14 protein-coding genes are annotated in these 18294 nt (G+C 61.9%); 10 read left to right on the top strand and 4 right to left on the bottom strand.

Annotation, left to right across the window (positions count from 1 at the left end; translation table 11 throughout):
- Position 1: 1 nt before the first annotated feature.
- Complete coding sequence (rocD, locus tag ACR65T_RS02040) at positions 2-1243, bottom strand: ornithine--oxo-acid transaminase (RefSeq protein ID WP_434494923.1); 1242 nt, start codon at positions 1241-1243, stop codon at positions 2-4.
- A gap of 130 nt (positions 1244-1373) precedes the next feature.
- Between rocD and amaB the strand changes: the two genes are divergently transcribed.
- The 9 genes from amaB to ACR65T_RS02085 all read left to right on the top strand — a co-directional run bounded on the left by amaB (position 1374) and on the right by ACR65T_RS02085 (position 14975).
- The gene (gene amaB, locus ACR65T_RS02045) at positions 1374-2912 is read left to right on the top strand and encodes an L-piperidine-6-carboxylate dehydrogenase (RefSeq protein WP_434494949.1); all 1539 of its coding nucleotides are present in this window, start codon (positions 1374-1376) and stop codon (positions 2910-2912) included.
- Positions 2913-2982: 70 nt separating this feature from the next.
- The gene (gene hglS, locus ACR65T_RS02050; protein WP_434494924.1) at positions 2983-4428 is read left to right on the top strand and encodes a 2-oxoadipate dioxygenase/decarboxylase HglS; all 1446 of its coding nucleotides are present in this window, start codon (positions 2983-2985) and stop codon (positions 4426-4428) included.
- A gap of 50 nt (positions 4429-4478) precedes the next feature.
- A complete protein-coding gene (locus ACR65T_RS02055; protein ID WP_434494925.1) occupies positions 4479-5471 on the top strand; it encodes an NAD-dependent epimerase/dehydratase family protein in 993 nt (330 codons plus the stop codon).
- Complete coding sequence (locus ACR65T_RS02060; RefSeq protein ID WP_434494926.1) at positions 5455-6708, top strand: aminotransferase class I/II-fold pyridoxal phosphate-dependent enzyme; 1254 nt, start codon at positions 5455-5457, stop codon at positions 6706-6708. Before ACR65T_RS02055 ends, ACR65T_RS02060 begins: the two co-directional genes overlap by 17 nt.
- Positions 6709-6768: 60 nt before the next feature.
- A complete protein-coding gene (locus ACR65T_RS02065) occupies positions 6769-8046 on the top strand; it encodes a cystathionine gamma-synthase family protein (protein WP_434494927.1) in 1278 nt (425 codons plus the stop codon).
- A 119-nt stretch (positions 8047-8165) separates the two neighbouring features.
- Positions 8166-8498, top strand: coding sequence for an STAS domain-containing protein (locus tag ACR65T_RS02070; protein WP_434494928.1), 333 nt, complete (start codon positions 8166-8168; stop codon positions 8496-8498).
- A gap of 29 nt (positions 8499-8527) precedes the next feature.
- A complete protein-coding gene (locus tag ACR65T_RS02075; RefSeq protein WP_434494929.1) occupies positions 8528-8953 on the top strand; it encodes an ATP-binding protein in 426 nt (141 codons plus the stop codon).
- A 76-nt stretch (positions 8954-9029) separates the two neighbouring features.
- Positions 9030-12371 carry an NAD-glutamate dehydrogenase domain-containing protein gene (locus tag ACR65T_RS02080; protein WP_434494930.1) on the top strand — a complete coding sequence of 1114 codons (3342 nt, stop codon included), beginning with the start codon at positions 9030-9032 and terminating at the stop codon, positions 12369-12371.
- Positions 12372-12374: 3 nt separating this feature from the next.
- Complete coding sequence (locus ACR65T_RS02085) at positions 12375-14975, top strand: PAS domain S-box protein (protein WP_434494931.1); 2601 nt, start codon at positions 12375-12377, stop codon at positions 14973-14975.
- A 16-nt stretch (positions 14976-14991) separates the two neighbouring features.
- Here the strand turns inward: ACR65T_RS02085 and ACR65T_RS02090 are convergent, their stop codons facing one another.
- A complete protein-coding gene (locus ACR65T_RS02090; protein WP_434494932.1) occupies positions 14992-15471 on the bottom strand; it encodes a ferritin-like domain-containing protein in 480 nt (159 codons plus the stop codon).
- An 88-nt stretch (positions 15472-15559) separates the two neighbouring features.
- Positions 15560-16465 carry a ferritin family protein gene (locus tag ACR65T_RS02095; RefSeq protein WP_434494933.1) on the bottom strand — a complete coding sequence of 302 codons (906 nt, stop codon included), beginning with the start codon at positions 16463-16465 and terminating at the stop codon, positions 15560-15562.
- Between the two features lie 924 nt (positions 16466-17389).
- On the opposite strand from ACR65T_RS02095, the gene ACR65T_RS02100 reads away from it, so the two are divergent.
- Positions 17390-17935, top strand: coding sequence for a hypothetical protein (locus ACR65T_RS02100; RefSeq protein ID WP_434494934.1), 546 nt, complete (start codon positions 17390-17392; stop codon positions 17933-17935).
- A gap of 71 nt (positions 17936-18006) precedes the next feature.
- On the opposite strand, the gene ACR65T_RS02105 is transcribed toward ACR65T_RS02100, so the two are convergent.
- A complete protein-coding gene (locus ACR65T_RS02105) occupies positions 18007-18195 on the bottom strand; it encodes a hypothetical protein (RefSeq protein WP_434494935.1) in 189 nt (62 codons plus the stop codon).
- Positions 18196-18294 lie beyond the last annotated feature (99 nt).

An 18294-nucleotide genomic window follows, 5' to 3' on the forward strand; every position in this document is an offset into this window, starting at 1 on the left:
CCTACGCTTCAAGTGAATGGCCCACGTCGGCGGCGCCGCGGAGATTGCGCGGCGCGTGAAATTTCGAGATCGCTTCCTCGACGGCGTCGAGCGCGAGATCGAGGTCGTCTTGCGAAATGACGAAGGGCGGCGCCAAGCGCACGACCGTGTGATGCGTCGCGGTCGTCAGCACGCCCTTTTTGAGCAGGCCCTCGCAGATTTCTCGCGCGCTCGCGTAGCGCGGGTCTATTTCGACGCCGGCCCACAGGCCGCGCCCGCGAACTTCGCTGATCGCCGGGGCGCGCATCGCGTGCAGCCGTTGCAGCATTCTCGCGCCAAGCGCTTGGCTGCGTTCGACCAGCCGTTCGTCGCGAATGACATGCAGCGCTTCAAGACCGACGGCGGCGGCGAGAGCGTTGCCGCCGAAGGTCGATCCGTGCGAGCCCGGCGTGAAGACATCCATCACTCCGCGTTTCGCCACGAAGGCGGAGACGGGCAGCACGCCGCCGCCGAGCGCCTTTCCCAGCATCACGCCATCGGGAAGGACATTCTCATGCTCGAAGGCGAACCAGGCGCCGCTGCGCCCCAACCCCGATTGAATTTCGTCCAGCAGCAGCAAAACGCCGCGTTCGTCGCACAGTCGGCGCAGTCCCGTGAGCCAGCCGTCCGGCGGCACGATGATCCCCGCCTCGCCTTGGATCGGCTCGACGAGAATGGCGGCGGTCTGCGGGGTGATGGCGGCTTCGAAGGCGGCGAGATCGCCAAACGGCGCGGCGCGAAAGCCTGGCATGAACGGACCAAACCCGTCTCGATACTCGCGTTCCGAGGAGAAGCTGATGATCGTGGTGGTGCGGCCATGGAAATTGCCCGCGGCGACGATAATCTCGGGATTGGCGACGCCCTTCACGTGATTGGCCCAGCGGCGCGCCGCCTTAATCGCCGTCTCAACCGCCTCCGCGCCGGTGTTCATCGGCAGAGCGACGTCGAGCCCCGTCAGTTTGCAGAGTTCCTCGAGAAAGGGCGCGAGCTTGTCATTGTAAAAGGCGCGGGACGGCACCGCGAGCCGCTGCGCCTGCTCAGCGAGCTTTGCAAGGATTCGGGGATGCGCGTGACCCAGGCTGACAGCTGAATAGGCGCTCATCATGTCGATGTAGCGCCGGCCTTCCACATCCCACAGATATGCGCCCTGTCCCCGCGTGAGTACGACGGGCAGCGGGTCGTAGTTTCTGGCGACGTGCGGGTTTCTGAACTCCGAGTTGTCCATATCCGAGAGCTTTTGGCGCGCATTCGCATTGGATAAATGCGTGCGAACGTTCAATGTGCTGACTACATTACATGGGCACACGCTGGGCGCGGCGCCAGCCGCGCAGCCGCCGCGAACATGGGGAGTTGAAATGGAGGCGCGCGCTTTAGATCCTGGCCTCGCCGGGGAAGCCGCGGCCCACCTGCGCAAGCTCGGGGTCCAATCACAGATGTTTGAGCGCGGCTCGGTGACGGTCCGCTCGCCGATTACTGGCGAGATTATCGCGCGCGTTGACGGCGTGGAGTCGGCGGCCGCGCATGGCGCCATCGCCCGCGCCGCGAAGGCGTTTCGCATCTGGCGCAACGTCCCGGCGCCCCGCCGGGGCGAGTTCGTGCGACTGCTGGGCGAGGAGCTGAGGGCGGCCAAGACCGAGTTGGCGCATCTTGTCACGGTCGAGGCGGGCAAGATCACGACGGAGGGTCTCGGGGAAGTCCAGGAGATGATCGACATCTGCGACTTCGCAGTGGGCCTCTCGCGTCAGCTTCACGGCTTGACCATCGCCACCGAACGCCGCGGCCACCGGATGATGGAGACCTGGCGACCGCTCGGCGTCGTCGGAGTCATCACCAGCTTCAACTTTCCGGTCGCCGTTTGGGCCTGGAACGCGGCGCTTGCGCTGGTCTGCGGGAATTCGCTGGTTTGGAAGCCCTCTGAAAAGACTCCGCTTGTGGCGCTGGCGACCCAAGCGCTGTTCGAGCGCGCGGCCGCGCGTTTCGGCGATGCGCCGGAGGGGCTTTCAACCGTACTCGTCGGCGGGCGCGATGTCGGTGAAGCGCTTGTCGAAGACGCGCGGGTGCAACTCGTTTCCGCGACGGGTTCGACGGCGATGGGGCGCGCCATCGCGCCGCGCCTCGCGGGTCGTTTCGCGAAGTCTATTCTGGAACTCGGCGGCAACAACGCCGCCGTCGTTTGCGCCTCTGCGCCGCTTGATCTGACCGTTCGTGCAATCGCGTTCGCGGCCATGGGCACCGCGGGCCAGCGATGCACGACGCTGCGGCGGCTGATCGTGCATGAAGACGTCTATGACGAACTTCTCGGCCGCTTGCGGCGCGCCTACGCCACGGTTCCGGTCGGCGATCCCCGAGACGGCGCCGCGCTTGTCGGCCCGCTCATCGATCAGAACGCCTATGCGGCGATGCGCGCTGCGCTCGACGAAGCGCGCGCAGCAGGGGGCGCAATCCTTGGCGGAGAGCGCGTGCTGACGGAGACATTCCCCGAGGCGTTCTACGTGCGCCCGGCCCTCGTCGAAATGCCGGGGCAGACGGACGTCGTGCGGCGGGAAACATTCGCGCCGATCCTCTATGTGATGAAGTTCCGCAGCCTCGACGAAGCGATAGCGCTCAATAACGATGTCGCACATGGCCTTGCGTCATCGATCTTTACCGCGCGTCTGGACGAAGCCGAGCGCTTCATGGCCGCCGACGGGTCGGATTGCGGCATCGTAAATGTGAACATCGGACCTTCCGGCGCCGAAATCGGCGGAGCCTTCGGCGGGGAGAAGGACACCGGCGGCGGCCGCGAAGCGGGGTCGGACTGCTGGAAGTTCTACATGCGCCGCGCCACCAACACGATTAACTATTCAGGCGAACTGCCGCTAGCGCAGGGCGTCAAATTCGATCTGGACGTTTAGCGCATGACGCTACGCTCATGATTTCCGCCGCTGATGGATTAAATACCCGAGGAGCGAAGGTCACAAAAAAATGAATGACGCTTCCGCCGACTCGATTCGGACGATGTTCGCATCGGCGGTCTCGGACATGTATCAGGCCGAAGCGCCGCAGTATCGCGCGATGCAGGCGCTCGTCGCCGACGTAAACCGGCAGACGCTCGCCGACGAGCCGCAACTCAAGCGGCGCCTGGCGGAAAACGACGAACTCGAGCGACTCGACGTTGAGCGCCATGGCGCGATTCGCGTCGGAACCGCCGAGGAATTGTCGATGCTGCGCCGGCTCTTCGCGATCATGGGAATGGCGCCCGTCGGCTATTATGATCTGTCGATCGCCAGAATTCCGGTGCATTCGACGGCATTCCGTCCAATTGGCGAGAGCGCATTGCGGGCTAATCCCTTTCGCATCTTCACTTCGCTTCTCAGGCTTGATCTCATCCCTGACCGAGAAGCGCGCGAGATCGCCGCCAAGGTTCTGGCGCAGCGCGACATTTTTACGCCGCGCTGCCGAACGCTGATCGATCGCTTCGAAAGACGTGGGTTCGATGATGGAGAGGCGCGCGAATTTGTCCTGGAGGCCGCGAGGATTTTTCGCTGGAACGGGCAGGCGACGGTTTCATCGGCGGTCTATCGGACGCTGCATGCGACGCATCCGCTGCTCGCCGACATCGTCTGTTTCAAAGGGCCGCACATCAACCATCTCACCTTGCACGCGCTCGATATCGACGCGGCGCACAGCGCCATGGCGGCGCACGGGATGAATCCGAAGGCGATTATCGAGGGCCCCCCGCGTCGCCGCTGCCCGATCCTGTTGCGGCAGACGAGCTTCAAGGCGCGCCCCGAGCCTGTCGAATTCATCGAGGAAGACGGCCGGCGCGTGACGGGCGCCCATGCCGCGCGTTTTGGCGAGATCGAGCAGAGAGGCGCGGCGCTGACCCAGAAGGGCCGCGCGCTTTACGACAGGCTTCTCGCCGAAGCTCAGGTCGCGGTTCCGCTCGCGACAGACGGCGCCAATACGCGCGCCTTTAACGAAGAGCTGGCGCGGCGCTTCGCGGCGTTTCCCGACGATGATGAGACGCTGCGGCGCGAAAAGCTCGCCTTCTTCCGTTATTCGGTCGATCCAAGCGGGAGAGGAAGGGAGCCGATGTCTCCTCCCTCGTTGGATGATCTTCTGCGGACGGGAACTCTGCGCGCCGAACCGATCGTTTACGAGGATTTCCTGCCAGTCAGCGCCGCAGGGATCTTTCGCTCGAATCTTGGGGAGCAGGGAGAAGAGGAATTGATTGAGCGCGCCGACCGAGGCGCCTTCGAGGCCGCGCTCGGCGCGCCGGTTTTCAATGAGCTCGCGCTCTACGAGGAAGTGGAGATGCGCTCACTAGGCGCAAGCCTGCAGGCGCTTGGCGTCGATCGCGCCGCTTCGGTTCGACCGCCAAAAACGGGCGCCGCGCCTATTGGCGCAGCGGAAAGCAGCCATAACTGAGGAGTAGGGCGCCCGACGCATGGGCGGAGGCGCCGCGGTATCGGAGGCGCATGCGACGCATCCTGGTTACGGGCGCCCGCGGCCAGATCGGCGTTGAGCTGACGCTGGCGCTGCGAAAGCGATATGGCGCGGCGCGCGTCGTCGCCTCAGACCTCGCAGAGGCGCAGCCATTGGACGACCTTTATGAGCGCCTCGACTGTACGCAGGCGGAAGCGGTCGCCGATCTGATGCGGCGGCGCGACATCGACGTCGTCTACCACCTCGCAGCGCTGCTCTCGGCTGTCGCTGAGGACAGGCCGCAGGCCGCCTGGAGCGTCAATATGAGCGGCCTCTATAATGTGCTGGAGGCGGCGCGCCACTTCGGTTGCCAGGTGTTTTTCCCAAGCTCTATTGCGGCATTCGGTCCGTCAACGCCGCGCCGTGGCACGCCACAGGTCACGATTCAGCGGCCAACGACCATTTACGGCGTCACCAAGGTCGCCGGCGAATTGCTGTGCGATTATTACGCGACGCGCTTTGGCGTCGACGCGCGCGGATTGCGCCTGCCGGGTCTGGTTTCTTCCGCGGCGCCGCCGGGCGGCGGCACGACGGACTACGCCGTCGAAATGTTTCGCGCGGCTGTTCGGCGCAAGCGCTATTCATGCTTCCTCGCCGCAGAGACCCGTCTCGACATGATGTATATGCCGGACGCAACACGCGCGATCATGGAACTCATGGAGGCTGATCCCGGGCGCCTGCGGTTTCGCAATGCATATAACGTCACCGGCATGAGCGTCACGCCGGGCGAAATCGCCGCGGAAATTCGCAAACACGCGCCCTCCTTCGCCGTGGATTACCGCATTGACCCGATACGCCAAGCGATCGCCGACTCCTGGCCGCAGTCGCTTGACGCCAATGCGGCGCGCGAAGATTGGGGGTTTGCCCCGTGCTTCGATCTCGCCGCCATGACGCGGGATATGCTCGCGCGTCTTGGCGCGGCGACAGATCCATTTGACGATCCGAATTCTGACGAGGTCCCCAATGCCAATGCAGGGTTTGGCTAAGGCGCTCGCCGCGCAGCTCGGCGAGCTTTCGCAGGCCGGGCTGCTCAAGGCCGCGGAAAGCGTGCTCTGCGGCGTCATTGCGCCGCATGACGGCTACGGTCCGCGCTTTCTCATCGAAAGCGAAGGCGACAAGCCGTACCTGCGCATGAACGCCAACAATTATCTCGGCATGTCGCTGCGCGAAGAGGTCGTCGACGCCGAAGATGCGGCGGCGACGAACTATGGCGCCGGGCCCGGCGCGGTGCGCTTTATCAGCGGAACCTGGTCGCCTCATGTCGCCTTGGAGCGTCGGCTCGCCGCCTTTCATTCGCGGCCGTCGGCGATCATCTTTTCGTCGGCCTATGCGGCGATCATGGGCCTCATTCCGCTGCTCGTCAGCAAGAAGACCGCCGTCATTAGCGACGCGCTCAACCATAATTGCATCATCAACGCGATCTCTCTTGCGGCGCCAACGGAGAAGCGGATCTACAAACATCTCGATATGGGCGAACTCGAGCGATGTCTCGACGAGACCGCGAGATCATGCACCCGCGCCATCATCGTGACCGACGGCGTATTCAGCATGCGCGGCGATCACGCGCCGCTCGACCGCATCATGACGTTGGCGCGCAGCCGCGATAACGCCTTCGCGGAGGGCGCGATCGTCGTCGTCGACGATTCACATGGCGTCGGCGCGCTCGGCGCAACTGGTCGCGGCGCGGAGGAATATACGCGGTCCGCGCCGGTCGACATTCTCGTGGCGACGCTCGGCAAGGCCTTCGGCGTCAATGGCGGCTATGTCGTCGGCGACGAAATCCTCATCCGCTACCTGCGCGAGCGCTCGCCCTTTTACGTCTATTCGAATCCCATCACGCCGGCGGAAGCCGCCGCCGCGCATCAGGCGATCGACATCCTGGACAGTCCGAACGGCCTGTCGCTGCTCGAGCATTTGCGCGCCATGACCGCACGTTTCAAGGCGGGGCTCGTCCGGCTTGGCTTCGAGACGCTGCCCGGGGAGCATCCGGTCGCGCCGCTCGTGACCCGCGACAGCGCCCGCACCGTCGCGCTTGTCGAGCATCTGCGGCGGCGAGGCGTTCTGGTTACGGGACTGACCTATCCGGTCGTGCCGAGGGGCGACGAGGAGATTCGCTTTCAGATCAGCGCGGATCACACGGCCGCCGACATCGACGCGGCTTTGGAGGCGCTGGCCGAGATGGCGGAGTCCGAGGCTCCAGCGGCGCGAGCAAGTAAGCTTTAACGCACTATGTCTACCGTAGCGGCGTCGCCTGTTCAGCAGGCGACACTCGGGGAAATGACAATGGACAGCGCGCGTTATCATAAAGCGAGCATCGGAAACCGCTTGCTTCAGCCGGAAACGCTCATGCTGGGCTACGGCTACGATCCGACGCTGTCGGAAGGCGCGGTTAAGCCGCCGGTATTTCTGACGTCGACCTTCGTGTTTCGAACGGCCGAAGAGGGGCGCGACTTCTTCGACTATATGGCCGGCCGTCGTGCGCCGCCGGAAGGCGAAGAATCCGGACTGGTCTATTCACGGTTCAACCATCCCAATCTCGAGATCGTCGAGGACCGCCTGGCGATCTACGAGCACGCCGAATGCGGTCTCGTCTTTTCCTCCGGCATGTCGGCGATTGTCACCACGATTCTCGCCTTCGCGCGCCCAGGAGAAACGATCCTGCGCAGCCGTCCGCTCTATGGCGGCACGGAAGTTCTCATCGACAAGACGCTGGCGCCGTTCGGATTGACCGGCGTTGGCTTCACCAACGGGCTCGACGAAGACACTATCCGCGCCGCAGCCGTGCGCGCGATGGACGTCGGACGCATCGCGATGATCTTCATCGAGACGCCGTCCAATCCGATGAACAGCCTGGTTGATATCGCGCTGGTGCGACGTATCGCCGAAGATGTCGCGGAAACACAGGGCTCGAGGCCGGTCATTTGCTGCGACAACACGCTGCTCGGCCCGGTTTTCCAGTCGCCGCTCCGGCATGGCGCCGATTTGTCGCTCTATTCGCTGACGAAATATGTCGGCGGGCACAGCGATCTCATCGGCGGCGCGGTCGTCGGATCCTGCGCGCATCTGAAGACCATTCGCGCGATGCGCAGCGCCATCGGCACGCAGCTCGACGCGCATTCCTGCTGGATGCTTGGCCGCTCGCTCGAGACATTGTCTTTGCGCATGAATCGGGCGGCGGAGAACGCGGCGATCGTCGCGGATTTTCTCGCCGGTCATCCCAAGGTGGCTCGCGTTCACTATCCGCCGCTGCTGCCGGCTGATCATCCCGAGCGCTTGTTGATGGCGCGCCAGTCGAGTTCCGCCGGCTCCACCTTTTCCTTTGAGGTCGTGGGCGGACAAGCCGAAGCCTTCGCCTTCCTCAATCGGCTGCAGATCTTCAAGCTCGCCGTCAGCCTCGGCGGCACCGAATCGTTGATTTGTCATCCGACGACCACCGTGCATTCGGGGCTCACCGAAGAGGCCCGCCGCGAAATCGGCATTACGCCTTCGCTCGTTCGCGCATCGATCGGCATCGAACATCCGGACGATCTTATCGCCGATCTGGCGCAGGCGTTCGATTGATTAACCATCGTCGTAGCGTTCGCTGCCACAAGCTCAGCGCTAAGCCCTGTTAATCGGGCGCCGCAGACATATCTATTCCAAGAGGCCTTTGTGGCCATCAATCGAGCTGAGACTAGACAATGAGAGTAGCGAAGGAAGTGCGAGACGACCGAACCGTTCTGAGCGTCCAGGAGGATCGCATCGATGCGCACAACTCCGGCGAACTCAAGGACTTGGTGCTAAAGACGCTCGAAGGCGGCGCTCAAAACGTTGTTATCGATTTGGCGAGAGTGCAATTCATCGACAGCTCAGGGCTGGGGGCGCTGCTCTCCGGCTACAAGAATGCGAGTTTGCGCTCGAGCGGGTTCGCTTTGGCGGGTCTGCAGCCGCGCGTCAGGTCGATGTTCGAACTGACGCGACTGCACCGTGTTTTCGATATTTATCCAAGCTTGCAGCTGGCGCTGAGCGCGTGAGTCCGCGAATGGGGTGGGCGGGAATCGAGATGTGCGAGACAATCGTCAATCTGGACATCGTCGTTCCCAATCAGACACGATATCTGCGTTTCGTTGGCGCAATCGCCGAGCAGCTTGCGAAAGAGCTGGACGTTCCGGAGGAGACACGCGACACCCTAGCTTTTCACCTCAATCTTGCGCTAACCGAGGCCGTCGCCAACGCCATTCAATATAGCTCCGCGGCAAATTCGGCCGACTCCGTTCGGATCTCTTTTTCGGTGAAGGACGCTTACCTTTCCGTTCGGGTTTTCGATCACGGCACAGGTTTCGACCTTGCTGCTCTGCCGACGCCCGAGTTCGATGAACTTCGCGAACGCGGCCGGGGCATATTCTTCATTCGCTCTGTGATGGACTCTGTTCAATATCACAAGACGGATTCGGGCAATGTTCTCGAAATGCGCAAGAAGATCGCCTAGCTGATGGTTGCCCGTGCTTCGCTCTCCAGACACATTGACGTCTGAGACGCCCCGCGTCGGGGACTGGGATTCTGCGGTGCGGGATTTCCTCCGCCGCGCCGGTCGCCGTTCTGGGCTGAATCTTTCCGGCGAGGCGCTTGACGCGCTGCCCAAATCCTATCGCTATCTCGTGCCGGCGCGGCGCGCCGCGCGCGATCTCGCGCTGATTGCGGCCAATAACGAGCACGAGATCGTCGAATTGCGTCCGCTGCGCGGCTCTGGAGCCGATGTCGCCCGATACGAAGTTCGTCTGATTGGCGCCAAAGACCATGCGCTCGATGAACTTCTGCCGATGCTGCAGAACCTCGGACTGCGCGTCGCAGATCAAATTCAGTTCGCGCTCAATCTCAGCATCGGGCCGCGTTTCATTCGAAGCTTCATCGTCGAACCGTCCATGCGCAGCGGCGCGAGCGTCGCACGCTCGCACGGTCGACTGTTGGAGGCGCTCAAAGCTGTGCTCTCAGCCGAAGTTGAGAGCGACGCCTTGAACGGGCTGGTCTTGGTCACCGAGCTTGACTGGCGGCAGATCGATCTCTTTCGCGCCTATAGCAACTACTATCAGCAACTCGGCCTCCGGATCGAGCGCACCCGCATCTATCGCGCGCTTTTGCGCAGTCCGGCGGTCGTCCAACTCCTCTATCGTTACTTCGAAGCGCGGTTCGAACCGGATCGCGGCGGGCGCGACTCCTTTGAGATCGAGTTGGAGTCGCTCACGCCGATCAGGGCTCAGCTTGTCGACGTATTGGACAAGGTCACGGACGGTGGCGACGATCGCATTCTTCGCGACCTCTTCAATCTCATTGACGCGACGGTGCGCACCAACTTCTATTTTTGCGACGATTGGGCGCGGAAGTTCATTGCTCTAAAGATCAGCAGTCTCGGCGTGTTCAACATGCCCGCTCCAAAGCCTATGGCGGAGATCTACGTTCATTCACCTTCAATGGAAGGCGTCCATCTGCGGGGCGCGAAAGTCGCACGCGGCGGCATACGCTGGTCGGACCGGCCTGAGGACTTTCGCGGCGAAGTCCTGGCGCTGATGCAGACCCAGATGATCAAGAACGCCCTCATTGTGCCGCAGGGCGCCAAGGGCGGCTTTGTTCTGAAGCTTCCCTTTGAAGACGCCACGCAGCGGCAGCGCCTCGGGAAGGAGGCATATTCGCAGTTCCTGCGGGGGCTTCTCGATCTCACCGACAATCTAAAGGATTCACAGATCGTCCGGCCGCCGGCGCTCGTCGCTTATGACGGCCCCGACCCATATCTCGTCGTTGCAGCCGACAAAGGCACCGCCACCTGGGCTGACGTCGCGAATGAGATTTCGAAGTCCTACGGCTTCTGGCTCGGCGACGCCTTCGCGAGCGGCGGCGCACATGGCTATCATCATAAGCGACTGGGCATTACTGCGCGCGGCGCCTGGGTCTGTGTAAGACGGCACTTCCATGAACTCGGTCGCAACGTCGATGCGGAGCCGATTGCGGTCGTCGGAGTCGGCTCTATGGATGGCGACGTCTTCGGCAACGGCATGCTGCACACGCCGAACATTCGGCTGCTCGGCGCGTTCGACGGTCAGTACATCTTCATCGACCCCAACCCGGATCCGCTCATTTCCTTCGCCGAGCGACGCCGTCTGTTCCAACTGCCGCAGTCGACGTGGCGCGACTACGACCCGGCGCTGCTCTCACAAGGCGGAGGCGTCTATCGGCGCGACGCCAAGGATATCCCGCTAAGCCCGGAAGTGCGCGCATGGCTGGGCGTGCGGCATAGCGCGATCGACGGCGAAGCGCTGGTCCGCTGGCTCTTGATCGCGCCTGTGGATCTGTTGTGGATGGGCGGGGTCGGCACTTATGTCAAGGCGAGTTCGGAGACGAATGAGAGCGTCGGCGATCGCGTCAACGACGGCGCGCGCGTCGATGCGCTGCAGCTTCGCGCCAAGGTGGTTGGCGAAGGCGCCAACCTCGCCTTTACGCAGCGGGGGCGTATTGAATACGCCCTGAGAGGCGGCCGGATTAATACCGACGCGGTCGATAATTCGGCCGGCGTTGATCTCTCCGATCACGAAGTCAATTTGAAGACTCTGCTGCACATGCGGCCGGACCAAAACGCGCCAGACGTCGAAGATCCCAATCGCTTGCTCGAATCCCTCACCGACGAGGTTTGCGCGTCCGTATTGCAGGACAATGACCAACAGAGTCTTTGCCTGTCATTGGATCGGGCGCGGTGCCGCATCAATCTCGATCCCTTCATGGACCTCGCGGAGCAACTTGAAAACGCCGGCTATATCAATCCTGCGGCCGAGGCCTTCCCGACACGAAAGGATGTCTCCGCGCGCGAGACGAAAGAGCTGACGCGACCGGAGCTCGCCTTGCTGATGGCCAGTTCGAAGCTGGCGCTGAAGCAGAGGCTGCTGGAAGACGAGGCGTTTCTGCAGGGTTCCTGGTCGTATGAATTTCTGGCGAGCTATTTCCCAGAATATTTGCGGTCTCATTTTTCGGAGCGAATCAGGAGTCATTCACTCGCGCGGGAAATCGCCGTCACGATGATCTGCAACAAGGTCGTCGATCAGGCGGGAGTTTGCTTCCTGCTGCTGGGCGAGGGATTGGTCCCAACTCTGCTCAGCTATGCCGTCAAGCTCTATCTTTCCTTCGATCGAATCTTCGAGGGCGATCGATGGCGCGCCAGTTTTCGCGAAAGCCGCGAACTGGACGCCGCGCGTCAGTACGGGCTGATCCTCCAGCTCGAAGGGGCTTTGGCGTATATGTGCCACTGGGCCATGCGACGTGGGCGTCGGCTGAGCCCCGACGACGAAGACATCGAGCGCTGGCGTTCAGATCTGCGCGCCTATCGTGAACGCGTGGGTGTGAGCGACGCGCAGGATGACCAGTCTGTGGCGGCGCCCTATTTCGATCGGCTGCGGAATTTTCCTTTCCTCGTCGCGCTTACCCGCGAATCGGGAGAGGACATGCGGGTCGCCGGCGCGTATTTTGATAAGGCCGCCAATCTGTTTGGATTGCAGAAGCTTACCGCCCTTCTCGCGGAGGTGAAGCCAAGAGACCTCTGGGAGCAGCAGTTGCAGGCCGCGCTCGACGCGCGAATGCGGGATGCGTCCGCGCGCATCGCGTCCATGCAGTTGCTGAACGGAATCGCCGACGCGCGGGCCTTGTTTCGAAATGTCGGCCTGGAGTTTCGTCTCGCCGGGCTTGAGCGGCTGGCGTTCAAACTCGAGGCTTCGCTTTTAACGACGCTGACGCCCTTCGCAGCCTTCGTCGCCGAGCTGAACGCCCTGGTCGACGCGTGCGACGCCGCTTATCGCAGCCGCTCGGCAGGGGACGCGGACAGGGCGCGAAAGCCAAGCCGCGCGTCCTCGGAAGCAGGAGCTTCGTAGCGCATGGAAACGGTCGCGGCCGATCGCGCCATTCTCGACGCTTTCGATGAGGCTCTTTGTATCCTCGAGGGGTCAGGCGCCCTGCGATCGATGAACCGAGCCGCCGAACGTCTCACGGGCTATTGCGAAAGGGAGCTCCGCGGCCAGCCTTTCTTTCCGCGGCTTCTCGCGCCAGACGCCGATGATTGCGAGCCTCCGTCGCCGTCGCCGCGCGCCCGCGAGCGGCTGTCCCTGCGCATTCGGCGCAAGGATGGACGAACGCTTGACGTTCGCTGCGAGATCGACGCGCTTTCCGGCAATGGCGACGGCGGATCGTTGCTCAAACTTCGTTCTAAAGACGGCCCGAATGAGCCCGATGCGCTCGTCGAGACGACGAAAAAGCTTGAAACCATCTTCGGCGGCATGGTCGACGGTCTGGTCGTGATCAACGAGGCCGGCGACATATTGCTCTTCAGCAGAGGCGCGGAGAAGCTGTTCGGCTACCGCGCCGAGGAAGCGCTCGGAAGAAACGTCAAGCTGCTGATGCCTTCGCCTTATCGCGAGGCGCATGACGGCTATCTCTCCGCCTATAGGGAAACCGGCGTCAAGAAAATCATCGGCGTCGGCCGCGAGGTCGTCGGGCGGCGCAAGAACGGCACGACCTTCCCGATGTATCTCTCGATCGGCGAAATCTGGCTCGACGGCACGCGCTACTTCGTCGGCGTGACCCATGATCTGACCCGGCTGAAACGCGCCGAAGACCGGCTGCTGACGCTCTCCGCCGCCGTCGAACAAAGTCCGATCGCGGTGATGATCACCAATAATGATGGCGAAATTGAATATGTGAACAGCCGCTTCGCCAGCCTGACCGGCTATCCGCCGCATGAACTCATCGGCCGGAATCCGCGGATGCTTCAATCGAAGCGGACCGAGGGCGATCAATATCGGCGGCTTTGGGAGAGCATTCGCGCCGGCGTCGAATGGCGCGGACAGATCCAGGACAAGAGAAAGGACGGCAAGCTCTATTGGGCCTCCGAGATCATCACGCCGCTGCGCAACGCGAACGGCGAGATCACCCATTATCTCGCCATTCAGCAGGATATCACCGAACAGAAGCGCGACAAGGAGGCGCTGTTCGAGAGCGAACAGCGTTTCCGGCAGATCGCCGACATGGCCGGCGATTGGCTGTGGGAGCAGGACAAGGACGGCCGCTACACTTATAGCAGCAGCGCCGTCGAGGACGTGCTCGGCATGACGCCCGAAGAGGTAGTCGGCAAGACCTATGTCGATCTCTTCGCCAAGGAGAGCGCCGAAGACGTCGCTCTTAACACGGCGCCGAGTCCGATCGCGCTGCGCCGGGCCTTCCATCGCGTCGTCAATCACTATCGGCACAAGAACGACGGCGACGTCTTCACCGAGTCGACCGGCGCGCCGATCTTCGACGAAGCCGGCCGATTGGTAAAATGGCGCGGCGTCGATCACGACATCACCTCGCGCAAGACGTTCGAAGACGCGCTGCGCGTGCGCAATCGCGCCATCGAAGCGGTCCCGATCGGCATTGCGGTCTGGGACGCGCAGGCGCCCCGCGTTCCCAACATCTACGTCAATCCGGCGCTGAGCCGGATCACCGGCTTCACCCGCGAAGAGCTGCTCGGGCACAGCTTGCATCTGTTGCGCGGGCCGGAGACGGATCCTGCGGCGCTTGAAAAGATCCGCAACGCGATCGTGCATCGCACCAGCTGCCAGGTGGTGGTGAAATTCTACCGCAAGGACGGCGTCTCCTTCTGGGACGAGCTCTCCATCTCGCCGGTCGCCAATGAGGCGGGGCGCATCACCCATTTCGTCAGCGTTCACGCCGATATTTCCGACCGGCGGCGCGTCGAAGAGAATCGCCACGAACTCGAAATCGCCAAGCAGATCCAGCTGTCGCTGCTGCCGAACGCGCCGCTGCGCACCCCGCATATGGAGATCGCCGGAATCTGCGTGCCGGCGACGCATGTCGGCGGCGATTATTTCGACTATTTCGAAAATTCCGGCGTGATCGACATCGTCATCGCCGACGTTTCCGGCCATAGCGTCGGCGCCGCGCTGATCATGACCGAAGTGCGCAGCACGCTGCGCGCCGAAACGCGAAAGGCGACCAACGCTTTGAGCGGGCCGGCGGAGCTGTTGCGCGACCTCAATGAGCTCCTGCACGAGGACCTGACCGCTGCGGACCTCTTCATCACCATGTTCTATTGCCGCTTCCTGCCGCAGACGCGCACGCTGCAATACGCCAACGCCGGCCAAAATCCGCCGTTGCTGCTGCGCGCGGACGGCGCGGTGTGCGTGCAGCTCGACGCCGACGGCCTGGTGCTCGGCGTCATGCGCGCGGTCGATTTCAAGGAGGGGAGCCTCGAACTCGCTGCGGGCGACAAGCTGCTGTTCTACACCGATGGAATCACCGAGGCGCAAAACCGCCAGGGCGACTTCTTTGGACTCGAACGTCTGTCCGCCGCGTTCATGCAGCATCGCCGCCTTGCGCCGCGCGACCTCATCAAGGCGGTGCTCGCCGACGTGCGCGCCTTCCGGGGCGAGGCGCCCGCAACGGACGACGTCGCCATGGTGGTGGCGCAAGTGTGCTGATGCCGAAACGATGACCTCAAGGATCGACGGTCAGAATTTTCCCAGCCTTGTTCGCGGCGATCCACTTATTCAGTTCAGTGACGTGACTAAGCTCTTCCGCGACAAATTCCTTGGCCAGCGTCTTGATCTCGGGGTCGGACGTCGTGTCGAGAACGTGCTGGTAATATTTGAGGCCCGCGGTCTCGGCGTCGAGCGCGATCTCAAGCGCCTGTTCGCGTCCAATGAACGGATCTGCGGCCCAAATCGCCGCCATCTCTGGGCTCTCCAGTCCAGGCCAGACGAATTCATCCGGCTTCATCTTTGGCAATTCACGAAAGCCGCCGCGGGCCTGCGCCTCGGCCAAATGCAGTCGGGAATAGTCCGCCAATCGACGAAACAGTTTGCCGACTTCATAATTGCCGCCTGACTCCATGGCGTCGGCCAGTTGCCCGTAGCGGTTCGCCGCCTCGAATTCGAGATGGATTGCATAAGCGAGAAATTCCTCGACCGATTCCATGTCCCACCCTCAGCTCGCCGAGCTTAGATTTTAAAGCGAGCGGCGGCCAAAAAGGCCGCCACCGCCTCAAGCCGATTAGGCTCCTCGCTCAAGCGTTGACGCTTGGCGGGTTCTTTATGGTCCATTCTTCGCGCGTGATCCAGGCTTCAAGAATTTTGACATGCTCGGCCTCTTCCTTGACGAATTCCTTCGCCATCGCTTCGATCTCCGGCGACTTGGTTTTGGCGGCGACGGCCCGATAAAACTCATAGCCTCGGCGTTCGCCTTGCAGCGCGGCCTTCAATCCGTCGAGCCGCGACAGCGTTGGATCGGCGGCCCAAATTTCAGTGCGTTCCGGGGTCGCATGATTTGGCCACACGTAATCGGGCGGAATGACCGCGGTCAGATCGATCGATCCCGCGCGCTTCTTGGCCTCGGCGAGATGCAGGCGTGAAAAGCCGGCGAGCTGTCGAAACAATTTGGCGACTTCCGCGTTGCCGCAGCTTTCCATCATGCCGGCGAGTTCATCGAAATGTATCGCCGCGTCCTCTTCGACCTTCACGGCGTAACCCATGAATTCATACACCGTGGAAATCTCGATGCCGCCGGTGAAGCGTTTTGCGGCATGGGTGATATGGGCGCCTTGCGCGGGCAGCGTTTGATCGCCTTCGAATTTGACGAGGATGTCCTCGTTGCGCACGAAACATTGGCACGCCAGGCGATAGCGCGGCGGCATGTCGTTGACTTCGGCGGCCTCGATCTCGGCTTTGGTGATCTTGCCGAGCTGGCGCAACATCTCCTTTTCCTTCTCGGTCAGCGCGATTCCGTATTTGGGGTTGCGGCTGAGATGCGTGACCTCGACGAGGCAGGAGCCGCATTCGCCGTCCTGACAGTCGAAGGGAATGGGGATTTTATGGGCCTTGGCCACGGCCAGAATCGTGCCGCGGTCTCCGGCGATCGCATAGACAGTAATGTCGCGCGCAAGTACTGGTGATGAGAATGTCACATTAGCCACTGATTTTGCTCCTTTTGTCTGAACTCAGACATAGTTCGTCGTTTAAGGGGCAATCCGGACCATAATGTAAGCTCACCGGAGTTATTCTAAGCGGCGGCTGAGCCCGTTATCTTGCCAAAGACTTTGCAAAGCAGAAATCTCGCCATGAAATACGATGCGCCGTAGGGCGCATTGTCGCACGCGTGCGGTATTACTGATGCGAAGGCGACGAGGCCCGACAGGGAGACGATCGTTGCGCGGCGACATCGCCATGTCGCTGCTGAAAATGCGCTGATAAAGCGCGCCAAGCAGTGGGCGCGCGAAAATGTCCCGCCGCCGGTAAGGCGCGGGGGGGGCGAGCGGTCCGGGACGCCCCGGCCATCGCTGGCCGCAGCGCAAAGAAGTGTCTTCGACGGCCGGTTTCTCCCGGACACGGATCGCGTCGTCTCGCCGCCTCCGGGCTGAGGGAGCCGCTCCCCATCGTTCGGGTAACCGACGCCTGCGCCATCCTCGGATATTATGGTCCGGGCTTTCAAAGCCTGCACATGAGTTTCGGTAAGCTTGCGCTTATCGAAGTTCTCATGCGTCTCCGCGCAAAGGAGAGAAGCCCAGACCGGCGACGCGCCGCCGGACCAGGGAACGAGGGTCGTTCGTCCCGCCGGATCCGTCCCTCGCCGGCGCCGCTCGACCCTGAGCCGCGCCCTCGCTTGACGAAGGCGAGCGGAGGATAGGAATTTATTCCAGGGATGTCAAGAGGCAAGCCTGGGACCGGTCGCCTCTCGACATAGAATGGGGGGCGCTCCCGCCGCGCTTGAAAAGAGCGACGATAGACGAGTGGAGCCACATGAACTTAGATGGTCCTATGCCACCGATCCGCGCACATGAGTTGTAATAGTTCGTATGCAGTCGACCTTACGCCAAGCGTTTCAATAAGGAAATTAGACAATGACCGACCCGAACAACGAAACGTCGGGAAACAAAAGCAACACAGGGGATCTGTGGGCTTTTTTCTACCTGACGCTCGGAGTTCCCGCACTCATATTTATTTTTGCGCTGCCATTCTGGGAGGATGTCGGGCGTTGGCCGCCCCTGCTGAGGATCAACGAAATTTTAGCCCCGAAGATCGCTGCCACTGATTATCCATGGCGCAGATTCTTAATTGGGGCCGCATTTCTGAATTACGTGGCGATAATTACGATTTGCGCGCTGATGATGTTCTCATGCAACTTCCGAAAAGTCTCACTCGCATTGTATGATGCGCTCAAATTTTTTCGAGGGTGGGTCGCATCGATATTTTTTTTATCATTCGCTGCCTTCACGTGGGTTTCATTCTTTGTGACCGATGACTTCCTTTCAAATTCCGGGTCGTTTTCCCCCAGAAGCGCCTTGGGCAGAATTGTGTTCTTCGTTCCCGTGATCATACCTCTTGGAGTGTTCTTCGCCCTAACGCAGATCGTAGGCATAACACGCGATGCCTGGCGCAAACTTTGATCCATTCTGAAATTCGCGCTCACAAGAGCCCGCATTCACGGCTAAAGGGCCCAATTAACGCCACGCCCTTCCTACGGCTTCGACGCCGCAAGAGCCTCCAAATATTCCTCTTCGCTTGGCGCACCGTATGTGAAGGGTTTGCCGTGCTTTGTGCGTTGGGCGATCGTCTCCTTCCCGCCATGAGGTTCGTCGGCGAATAGATTGGCGCTCGCCGCTGTCATTCCCGACAGGCCGAAGGCCTGATCGGGAATCCAGAGCAAATTCGCGAATGTTCGGCATTTCTGGATTCCCGATCGCGCGCTGCGCGCGCGTCGGGAATGACATCAAAGGTTCGCAGGCGTTTTCTTATTCTGAGGAGT

This window comes from Methylocystis sp. (genome assembly GCF_051061285.1).
In the GTDB taxonomy this organism is placed as follows: domain Bacteria; phylum Pseudomonadota; class Alphaproteobacteria; order Rhizobiales; family Beijerinckiaceae; genus Methylocystis.

Excerpts from the sequence above, each read along its gene's own strand:
- rocD (WP_434494923.1), bottom strand. The coding sequence starts at position 1,243 with ATGGACAACTCGGAGTTCAGAAACCCGCACGTCGCCAGAAACTACGAC.
- amaB (WP_434494949.1), top strand. The coding sequence starts at position 1,374 with ATGGAGGCGCGCGCTTTAGATCCTGGCCTCGCCGGGGAAGCCGCGGCC.
- hglS (WP_434494924.1), top strand. The coding sequence starts at position 2,983 with ATGAATGACGCTTCCGCCGACTCGATTCGGACGATGTTCGCATCGGCG.
- ACR65T_RS02055 (WP_434494925.1), top strand. The coding sequence starts at position 4,479 with ATGCGACGCATCCTGGTTACGGGCGCCCGCGGCCAGATCGGCGTTGAG.
- ACR65T_RS02060 (WP_434494926.1), top strand. The coding sequence starts at position 5,455 with ATGCAGGGTTTGGCTAAGGCGCTCGCCGCGCAGCTCGGCGAGCTTTCG.
- ACR65T_RS02065 (WP_434494927.1), top strand. The coding sequence starts at position 6,769 with ATGGACAGCGCGCGTTATCATAAAGCGAGCATCGGAAACCGCTTGCTT.
- ACR65T_RS02070 (WP_434494928.1), top strand. The coding sequence starts at position 8,166 with ATGAGAGTAGCGAAGGAAGTGCGAGACGACCGAACCGTTCTGAGCGTC.
- ACR65T_RS02075 (WP_434494929.1), top strand. The coding sequence starts at position 8,528 with ATGTGCGAGACAATCGTCAATCTGGACATCGTCGTTCCCAATCAGACA.
- ACR65T_RS02085 (WP_434494931.1), top strand. The coding sequence starts at position 12,375 with ATGGAAACGGTCGCGGCCGATCGCGCCATTCTCGACGCTTTCGATGAG.
- ACR65T_RS02090 (WP_434494932.1), bottom strand. The coding sequence starts at position 15,471 with ATGGAATCGGTCGAGGAATTTCTCGCTTATGCAATCCATCTCGAATTC.
- ACR65T_RS02100 (WP_434494934.1), top strand. The coding sequence starts at position 17,390 with ATGACCGACCCGAACAACGAAACGTCGGGAAACAAAAGCAACACAGGG.